The following is a 9050-nucleotide window of genomic DNA, read 5'->3' as shown; positions in this document are numbered from 1 at the left end:
GAGACAGGGGGAGGGGGGCGCGGGCTTGGCGGGATCGTAGGGGACGCCCAAGCCACCGCCGAGATCGGCGGTGGTGATGCTGTGGCCGGCCGCGCGCAGCTCGGCGATCAGCGCGCCGACGCGGCCGAAGGCTGCCTCCAGCGGGCCGAGGTCGGTCAGCTGGCTGCCGATGTGGACGGCGACGCCGCGCACCTCCAGCCCCGGCAGCGCCGCGACATGGGCGAAGGCGTCGAGCGCGCGATCATAGGGGATACCGAACTTGTTGTCGGCGCCACCGGTCGAGATCTTCGAATGCGTGCCGGCGAGCACGTCCGGGTTGACGCGGATCGCGACCGGCGCGGTGACGCCGCGGGCGGTCGCAACGGCGGAGAGCATGTCGAGTTCCGGCTCGGACTCGACGTTGAACTGGCCGATGCCGGCGTCGAGCGCCTGCGCCATTTCCTCCGCCGTCTTGCCGACGCCGGAGAAGACGATGTCCTGCGGGCGCACCCCGGCATGGAGCGCGCGCGCGAGCTCACCGCCCGAGACGACGTCGGCGCCGAGGCCGGCGCGGGCGAGGGTCGCGAGCACCGCGCCATTGGGGTTGGCCTTGACCGCAAAGGCGATCAGCGGGTTGTCGAGACCGGCCAGCGCTTCGCGGAACACGGCGACATGGCGGGCGAGGGTCGCGGTCGAATAGACGTAGACGGGGGTGCCGACCGCGTCGGCGATCGCCGCCAGCGGCACGTCCTCGGCATGGAGCGCGCCGTCGCGCAGCTGGAAATTGTCCATGGGTTCAGGGGCTCAGTTGCGGGGCGGGATATCGAACGGATCGTCCTGGCGTTCCGTCGACTCGCGCAGCAGCTCGTCGCTGCGGGTGGGGCGCTGCTGCGTGGTGGGCGTCAGCAGGTCGCCGGGCGTGGGCGTGGCGGTCGCGCCATAGGGCGGCGGCGGCAGCGCCTCGCCCTCGGCAGGCCGCAGGTCGCGGCGCGCGCCGCAGCCGGCGAGCGCAAGGGCAACGGCGGCGAGCAGCAGCGGGCGACGGGTCATGCGGCTTCCTTGGCTCGAGCGGCGCGGGCGGCGGCGACGGCGGCGCGCACGCGATCCGGGGCGGTGCCGCCGAAGCTGGTGCGACTGCGCACCGAAGCATCCACCGTCAGCACGTCATAGACGCTGTCGGTGATGCGCGGGTCGATCGCCTGGAGATCGGCGAGCGGCAGCGCGTCGAGCGCGACGCCGCGCTCCTCGGCGAGCTTGACCGTTCGGCCGGTGACATGGTGCGCCTCGCGGAACGGGAGCCCCGCCTCGCGCACCAGCCAGTCGGCGAGATCGGTCGCGGTCGGGAAGCCGGCCTCCAGCGCCGCGCGCATGCGCTGCGGGCGGAAGGTCGCGCTCTCGACCATGCCGGTCATCGCCGCGATCGACAACGCGAGCAGGTCGGTCGCCTCGAACACCGGCGGCTTGTCGTCCTGCATGTCCTTGGAATAGGCGAGCGGCAGGCCCTTCATCGTCACCATTAGCGCGGTCATGTGCCCAAGGATGCGTCCCGAATGGCCGCGCACCAGCTCGGCCGCATCGGGATTGCGCTTCTGCGGCATGATCGAGGAGCCGGTCGACCAGGCGTCCGACAGGGAGACGAAGCCGAACGGCTGCGACGCCCAGAGCACGAATTCCTCGGCCATGCGCGACAGGTGCAGCGACGCCTGCACGGCGGCGGTGAGGTACTCGATCGCGAAGTCGCGGTCGGACACCGAGTCGAGCGAGTTGTCGGTGGGGCCGTCGAAGCCGAGCGCGCGCGCGGTCGCCTCGCGATCGATCGGGAAGCCGGTGCCGGCGAGTGCCGCGGCACCGAGCGGGCAGCGGTTGAGGCGCGCGCGCGCATCGGCGAAGCGGCCGCGGTCGCGCGCGACCATGGCGTGGTAGGCCATCAGATGGTGGCCGAGCGTCACCGGCTGGGCGACCTGGAGATGGGTGAAGCCGGGCATCACCGTCTCGGCATGCTCGTCGGCGCGCGCGATCAGCGCGTCCTGGAGGCTGCCGAGCGCCGCATCGACAGAGTCGATCGCGTCGCGCACCCACAGGCGGAAATCGGTCGCGACCTGGTCGTTGCGGGAGCGCGCGGTGTGGAGGCGGCCGGCGGCCGGGCCGATCGCCTCGGCAAGCCGCGCCTCGGTCTGCATGTGGATGTCCTCGAGCGCGAGGTCCTCGGCCACGCCCTCGCGCGCATAGTGCTCGGCGACGCCGTCGAGGCCGGTGCGGATCGCAGCCGCGTCCTCCGCCGTCAGGATGCCCTGGGCGGCCAGCATCGCGGCATGCGCCTGCGATCCGGCGATGTCCTGCTGCCACATTCGCTTGTCGAACGGGATGGAGGCATTTATCTCCCGCATCACGGCCGAGGGACCCTCGGCGAAGCGCCCGCCCCACATCGAATTGGAGCCTGCCTTGCGCTCGGTAATCGCGCTTCTCCTTGCCACAACGCTGCTGCTGACCGGCGCTTGCGATAGGCGACCCCAGCCTGACGGGCAAGACGAAGCCGGCACGGTTCCCGAAGTCGCTGCGACCGGCGGCGGCGAGGTACCTGCAAGGGCGGGTGCGGCCGATCGCAGCCACAAGGGCGAGGCGGCGCCCGACGTGCAGTTCGAGGGGCCGGACGGCGTGGCCACGAGCCTGGCGGCATTCCGGGGCAAGCCGGTGCTGGTGAACCTGTGGGCGACCTGGTGCGCGCCGTGCATCCAGGAGATGCCGACGCTCGACGCGCTGGCGGGCGAGGGGAAGCTGAAGGTGGTGGCGGTGAGCCAGGACCTGGAGGGCCGCAAGGCGGCGGCGCCGTTTCTGGCCAAGCATGGCTGGACGAAGCTGGCCGCCTATGCCGACCCCAAGCTGGGGCTGTCGACGGGGCTGAACGCCAACCTGCCGACGACGATCCTGTACGATGCCGCGGGGAAGGAGCTGTGGCGGGTGCAGGGCGCGATGGAGTGGACCGGCGCCGAGGCGCGGGCGTTGCTGGGCGAAGCGGGGGTCTGAGATAGCCGGACGGAACTGCCCTGCGGCCACGTCCGTATCCCGCGCAGGCGAGATTTCTGCGAAACCCTTTTTCGTGCTCCCGCGCAGGCGGGAGCCCAGGGCCAAAAGCGCCGCAAGTGCTTGTTCTGCTTGGCCCTGGATCCCTGCCTGCGCAGGGATACGGAAGGTTTAGGGGCGATTGTCGCGCCTTTCGCAGAGGCCCGCACAGGCGGAGACTCAGGGCAAGCAGCGTAACCGTCGTAGCGTGCGGAACCCTGGGCTCCTGCCTGCGCAGGAGCACGGTGGTGCGGGAGGGCGAGGGCGGTGAGGCTTGGTCCCCATGAATCTTGCGGGTCGGGAAGCTGCTGGTTGCGCGGTGGCATCGCGCCGCTACCCTTTGCTCCTGCTGGCGCCGAGGCGCGTCCTCGAAGCAGGAGATACGGTTTGTCGCGGATCCGGTTCTTGCCCCTTCTCCTCGCGCTCGGCTTCGCCGGCCCGGCCTGCGGTCAGAGCGGCGGGACCGACAAGCCGCCTGCGGAGGTCGTCCTCCCGAAGAACGAGCGGGCGGGCGTATGGCAGCCTCCTGCCGGCGGGGTTCAGATACCGCTCTGGCCCGCGAGCACGCCTCTGGCCAAGCCGGACTCGGGCGATCGGCCCGAGGGGACCGGCAACGGAACCGGGCTCGTGGGAGGGCGCAAATGGCATTGGGCGAGCTATGTCACCCGGCCGACCATGACCCTGTATCGCCCGAAGGGACGCAACAACGGGACCGCCATGCTGGTCCTGCCCGGGGGCGGATTCCACGTCGTCGCGACCGATCTGGAAGGCACCGAGATCTGCGACTGGGTGGTGCAGCAGGGAATGACCTGTGCCGTGCTGAAATACCGGGTGCCGCAAGCGTGGCCGAGGGAGAACGGGAAGCAGCAGCGGCCCAAGGTGCTGTTGGGCCTGGAGGACGCGCAGCGCGCGATGGGGCTGCTGCGGCAGCAGGCTGCGTCCTACGGGATCGATCCGCACAGGATCGGCGTGATCGGCTTTTCCGCGGGTGCCTATCTGGCGGCGAACATGAGCAACACCGAAGCGCGCACCTATCCGCTTGCGGACGCCGCGGACCAGCAATCGCCCCGGCCCGATTTCGCGATCATCGCCTATACGGCACGGATGCTGGACGACAGCAAGGGCAGGAACAGTCTCGAGCTCAAGCCCTGGGTGACCATCAGTCCCAAGGCACCGCCGACGCTGATCCTGCATGCGATGAACGATCCGATGGACCCGATCCGGCAGCCTTTGGCCTATGCCCTGGCGCTCAATGATGCGGGCGTGCCGGTGGACATGCGGATCTATGCCAAGGGAGGCCATGCCTTCGGCATGCGACCGACGGCCGATCCGATCTCGCGGGAATGGCCGGGCCAGGTCAAGCAGTGGCTGCACAACCTCGGCATGCTGTGACGTCCGAGGCGGTATGCGTCTCGTGTCGGCCGGGTGAGTAGTCCCCGGTCCGGCGAGGGGCCGGACCGGGGATCGGATCACTCCGCCGCCACCATTTCCTCCGATGCTTCGGCCGGGCTGTCGGACAGCGGCTGGGACAGGCGCGTGAGCATTTCCTTGGGCACTACCTGCCAGAAACGGCCGCGGCTGCGCGCCCAGTCTTCCAGGATCTCGCCGGACCAGCGGCTGTCGGTGGCGCGGTGGTGCTGTTCGACCAGGTCGCGCAGCACGCCCTCCCAATGCGCGGAGTCGAGGCGCTGCCAGACGATGCTCTCCGGGTTGGCGTGGCGGGGGAAGCGGTCGTCGGCGTCGTAGACGAAGGCCATGCCGCCGGTCATGCCCGCGCCGAAGTTGGTGCCGGTGTCGCCCAGCACCACCGCGACGCCGCCAGTCATGTATTCGCAGCCGTTCGCGCCGCAGCCCTCGACCACGACGGTCGCACCCGAGTTGCGCACCGCGAAGCGCTCGCCCGCCTGGCCGGCGGCGAACAGCCGGCCCGAGGTCGCGCCATAGAGCACGGTGTTGCCGACGATGGTGTTGTGCTGGCTGACCAGCCTGGAACTCACCATCGGGCGCACGACGATGACGCCGCCGGACAGGCCCTTTCCGACATAGTCGTTGGCGTCGCCGAACACTTCCAGCGTGATGCCCTTGCACAGGAACGCGCCGAGCGACTGGCCGGCGGTACCGCGCAGGCGGATGGTGACGTGACCGTCGGATAGCTTCGACATGCCGAAGGTGCGGGTGATCTCGCTCGACAGGCGCGTGCCGACCGCGCGGTGCGTGTTGCGCACCGAATAGGTCAGCTGCATCTTTTCGCCGCGCGAGAAGACGGCGGCCGCGTCCTTGATCATCTGCGCGTCGAGGCTGTCGGGCACCTCGTTGCGGAAGGTGTTGAGCGAGAAGCGGCGCTCGGCATCGGTCGCGTCGACCTTGGCGAGGACGGGGTTCAGGTCGAGGTCGTCGAGATGCTCGGCGCCGCGGCTGACCTGGCGGAGCAGCTCGGTGCGGCCGATCACCTCGTCGAGGCTGGAGACGCCGAGGCGGGCCAGGATCTCACGCACTTCCTCGGCGATAAAGGTCATCAGGTTGATGACCTTCTCGGGCGAGCCGGTGAACTTGGCGCGCAGCTTTTCGTCCTGGACGCACACGCCCACCGGGCAGGTGTTCGAATGGCACTGGCGCACCATGATGCAGCCCATCGCCACCAGCGACAGCGTGCCGATGCCGAACTCCTCGGCGCCCAGGATCGCGGCGATGACGATGTCGCGCCCGGTCTTGAGCCCGCCGTCGGTGCGCAGCGTCACGCGCCCGCGCAGGCCGTTGAGGGTGAGCGTCTGGTTGACCTCCGACAGGCCCATTTCCCAGGGCGTGCCGGCGTACTTGATCGACGTCTGCGGAGAGGCGCCGGTGCCGCCGACATGGCCGGAGACCAGGATGACGTCGGCATGCGCCTTGGCGACGCCGGCCGCGACCGTGCCGATGCCGGCCGAGGAGACGAGCTTCACGCAGACGCGGGCGCGCGGGTTGATCTGCTTGCAGTCGTAGATGAGCTGCGCGAGATCCTCGATCGAATAGATGTCGTGGTGCGGCGGCGGCGAGATCAGCGTGACGCCGGGCGTCGCGTGGCGCAGCTTGGCGATGAACTCGGTGACCTTGAAGCCGGGCAGCTGGCCGCCCTCGCCGGGCTTGGCGCCCTGGGCGACCTTGATCTCGATCTCGTCGCAGGCGTTGAGATATTCGGCCGTCACGCCGAAGCGGCCCGACGCGATCTGCTTGATCGTCGAGTTGGCGTTGTCGCCGTTCTCGTAGGGCTGGTAGCGCGCCTTGTCCTCGCCGCCCTCGCCCGACACCGCCTTGGCGCCGATGCGGTTCATCGCGATCGCCAGCGTCTTGTGCGCCTCGGGCGAGAGCGCGCCCAGCGACATGCCGGGGGTGACGAAGCGCTTGCGGATCTCGGTGATCGCCTCGACCTTCTCGATCGCGATCCCCTCGTCGGGATAGTTGAACTCGAGCAGGTCGCGCAGATAGACCGGCGGCAAGTCGCGCACCCCGCGCGAGAACTGCATGTAGGTCGAGAAGCTGTCGCGGGCGACCGCCGACTGCAGCAGGTGCATGAGCTGCGCCGAATAGGCGTGGGTCTCGCCGCCGTCGCGCTGGCGGTAGAAGCCGCCGATCGGGAGCGTCGCCACACCACGGTCGAACGCCGCCTGGTGCTTGAGCATCGCGCTGTAGTGGAGCGAGTGATAGCCCTCGCCCGAGATCTTTGCCGGCATGCCGGGGAAGAGGTCGTTGACCAGCGCGCGCGACAGGCCGACGGCCTCGAAGTTGTAGCCGCCGCGATAGCTGGAGATGACGGCGATGCCCATCTTCGACAGGATCTTGAGCAGGCCTTCGTTGACCGCATGGCGGTGCTGGCCGAGGCACTGGTCGAGGGTCATGTCGCCGAACAGGCCGCGGGCGTGGCGATCGGCGATCGCGGCCTCGGACAGATAGGCGTTCACCGTGGTGGCGCCGACGCCGACCAGCACCGCATAATAATGCGTGTCGAGGCATTCGGCGGTGCGGACGTTGACCGACGCATAGGCGCGCAGGCCGCGGCGGACGAGGTGGGTGTGCACGGCCGCCGCCGCGAGCACGCCGGGGATGGCGACGCGATCGGGGCCGACATTCTCGTCGGTCAGGAACAGCTCGCTGCGTCCTTCGCGCACGGCCTGTTCGGCCTCCTGACGGATGCGCTGGATGGCGGCGCGCAGCACTTCATGGTCGTCGCCGGCCTCGAAGGTGCAGTCGATCTCGGCCGACTGGGCGCCGAAATAGCGCTTGAGCCGCAGCCAGTCCTCGCTGGTGAGGACGGGGCTGTCGAGCACCAGCACCGCGTTGGGGCGGCCGCGGGTGTCGAGGATGTTGGAGAAATTGCCGAACCGCGTGCGCAGCGACATGACGTGCCGCTCGCGCAAGGGGTCGATCGGCGGGTTGGTCACTTGGCTGAAGTTCTGACGGAAGAACTGGCTGACCAGGCGCGGCTTGTCGGAGATGACGGCGAGCGGCGTGTCGTCGCCCATCGAGCCGATCGCTTCCTTGCCGCCCTCGACCATCGGCGAGAGGATCAGCTCCATGTCCTCCAGCGTCTGGCCGGCGGCGACCTGACGGCGCGCGAGCTCGGCGCGGTCGTAGCGCGGCAGCTGCTCGCCGGCGACGGGTGCGAGATCGTCGATGGTCAGGAAGTTCTGGATCATGGACGCATAGTCGGCCTCGGCCGCGAGCTGGTCCTTGATCGTGCGATCGTCGAAGACGCGGCCTTCGTGCAGGTCGACGGCGATCATCTGGCCCGGCCCCAGGCGACCCTTGGCGAGCACGGTCGCCTCCGGCACCACGACCATGCCGGCTTCGGAGCCGACGATCAGCAGGCCGTCGTTGGTCTGGGTATAGCGCAGCGGGCGGAGCGCATTGCGGTCCATGCCCGCGACCGCCCAGCGGCCATCGGTCATCGCCAGCGCGGCCGGCCCGTCCCACGGCTCCATCACCGAGGCGAGATATTCGTACATGGCGAGGTGGCCGGCGGGCAGGTCCTCATTCTCCTGCCAGGCTTCGGGCACCAGCATCAGCTTGGCGGTGGGCGCGTCGCGGCCGGAGCGGCAGATCGCCTCGAACACCGCGTCGAGCGCGGCGGTGTCGGAGGCGCCGGCCGGGATCACCGGCTTGATGTCCTCCGAACGCTCGCCGAACGCGAGGCTCGCCATCTTGATCTCGTGGCTGAGCATCCAGTTCTTGTTGCCGCGGATCGTGTTCACCTCGCCATTGTGGGCGAGGCAGCGGAACGGCTGGGCCAGCCACCATTGCGGGAAAGTGTTGGTGGAATAGCGCTGGTGGAAGATGGCGACGCGGCTCTCGAACCGGTCGTCCTTCAGGTCCGGGTAGAAGTCCGAGAGGGACTCCGCGAGGAACAGCCCCTTGTAGATGATCGACCGGCACGACAGCGAGCAGATGTAGAAGCCGCTGATCTGCGCTGCGATCACGCGCTTCTCGATCCGGCGGCGGACCAGATAGAGGTTCTTTTCGAACTCGGCAGCATCCACGTCGTCGGGCAGCGGCCCGGCGATCATGATCTGCTCGATTTCCGGGCGGGTGGCCTGTGCCTTCAGGCCGATGACGGACACGTCGACCGGCACCTGGCGCCATCCGTAGATGGTGTAGCCGGCGTCGATGATCTCGCTCTCGACGATCGTGCGGCAGGTCTCCTGCGCACCGAGGTCGGTGCGCGGCAGGAAGATCATGCCGACCGCGAGCCGGTTCGGGCGCATGCGGTGGCCGGCGAGCGACACCGCATCCTCGAAGAAGCGGGTGGGGAGATCGACGTGCAAGCCCGCGCCGTCGCCGGTCTTGCCGTCGGCATCGACGGCGCCGCGGTGCCAGACGGCGCGCAGGGCATCGATCGCCGACTGGACGACGCGGCGCGAGCTGGTGCCGTCGGTGGCGGCGACCAGGCCGACGCCGCACGCGTCGCTCTCGAACTCGGGGCGGTACATGCCCTCACGGGCGAGGCGCTCGCGCTCCGACTGCATGGTGGGGGTGCTCAT

At 69.5% G+C, this 9050-nt stretch carries 6 protein-coding genes; 2 read left to right on the top strand and 4 right to left on the bottom strand.

The annotated features are described in order from the left end of the window. The 3 genes from MHZ35_RS15365 to argH all read right to left on the bottom strand — a co-directional run. Positions 1 to 771, bottom strand: a 771-nt coding sequence (locus MHZ35_RS15365; protein ID WP_239436441.1) for a diaminopimelate decarboxylase family protein, incomplete at its 3' end; no start/stop codon positions are given. A 12-nt stretch (positions 772 to 783) separates the two neighbouring features. Next, positions 784 to 1029 carry a hypothetical protein gene (locus MHZ35_RS15360; protein ID WP_239436440.1) on the bottom strand — a complete coding sequence of 82 codons (246 nt, stop codon included), beginning with the start codon at positions 1027 to 1029 and terminating at the stop codon, positions 784 to 786. Beyond that, a complete protein-coding gene (gene argH / locus MHZ35_RS15355) occupies positions 1026 to 2405 on the bottom strand; it encodes an argininosuccinate lyase (protein ID WP_239436442.1) in 1380 nt (459 codons plus the stop codon). The genes MHZ35_RS15360 and argH overlap by 4 nt, the downstream gene beginning before the upstream one ends. A 16-nt stretch (positions 2406 to 2421) precedes the next feature. On the opposite strand from argH, the gene MHZ35_RS15350 reads away from it, so the two are divergent. Continuing rightward, complete coding sequence (locus MHZ35_RS15350; RefSeq protein WP_239436439.1) at positions 2422 to 3003, top strand: TlpA family protein disulfide reductase; 582 nt, start codon at positions 2422 to 2424, stop codon at positions 3001 to 3003. Between the two features lie 441 nt (positions 3004 to 3444). Further along, complete coding sequence (locus MHZ35_RS15345; RefSeq protein ID WP_239436438.1) at positions 3445 to 4431, top strand: alpha/beta hydrolase; 987 nt, start codon at positions 3445 to 3447, stop codon at positions 4429 to 4431. 77 nt (positions 4432 to 4508) lie between these two features. On the opposite strand, the gene gltB is transcribed toward MHZ35_RS15345, so the two are convergent. Next, complete coding sequence (gene gltB, locus MHZ35_RS15340; protein ID WP_239436437.1) at positions 4509 to 9050, bottom strand: glutamate synthase large subunit; 4542 nt, start codon at positions 9048 to 9050, stop codon at positions 4509 to 4511.

Source organism: Sphingomonas sp. ACRSK, from assembly GCF_022346685.1.
In the GTDB taxonomy this organism is placed as follows: Bacteria; Pseudomonadota; Alphaproteobacteria; order Sphingomonadales; family Sphingomonadaceae; genus Sphingomonas; species Sphingomonas molluscorum.
This window is presented reverse-complemented; position numbering and strand designations above follow the sequence as displayed.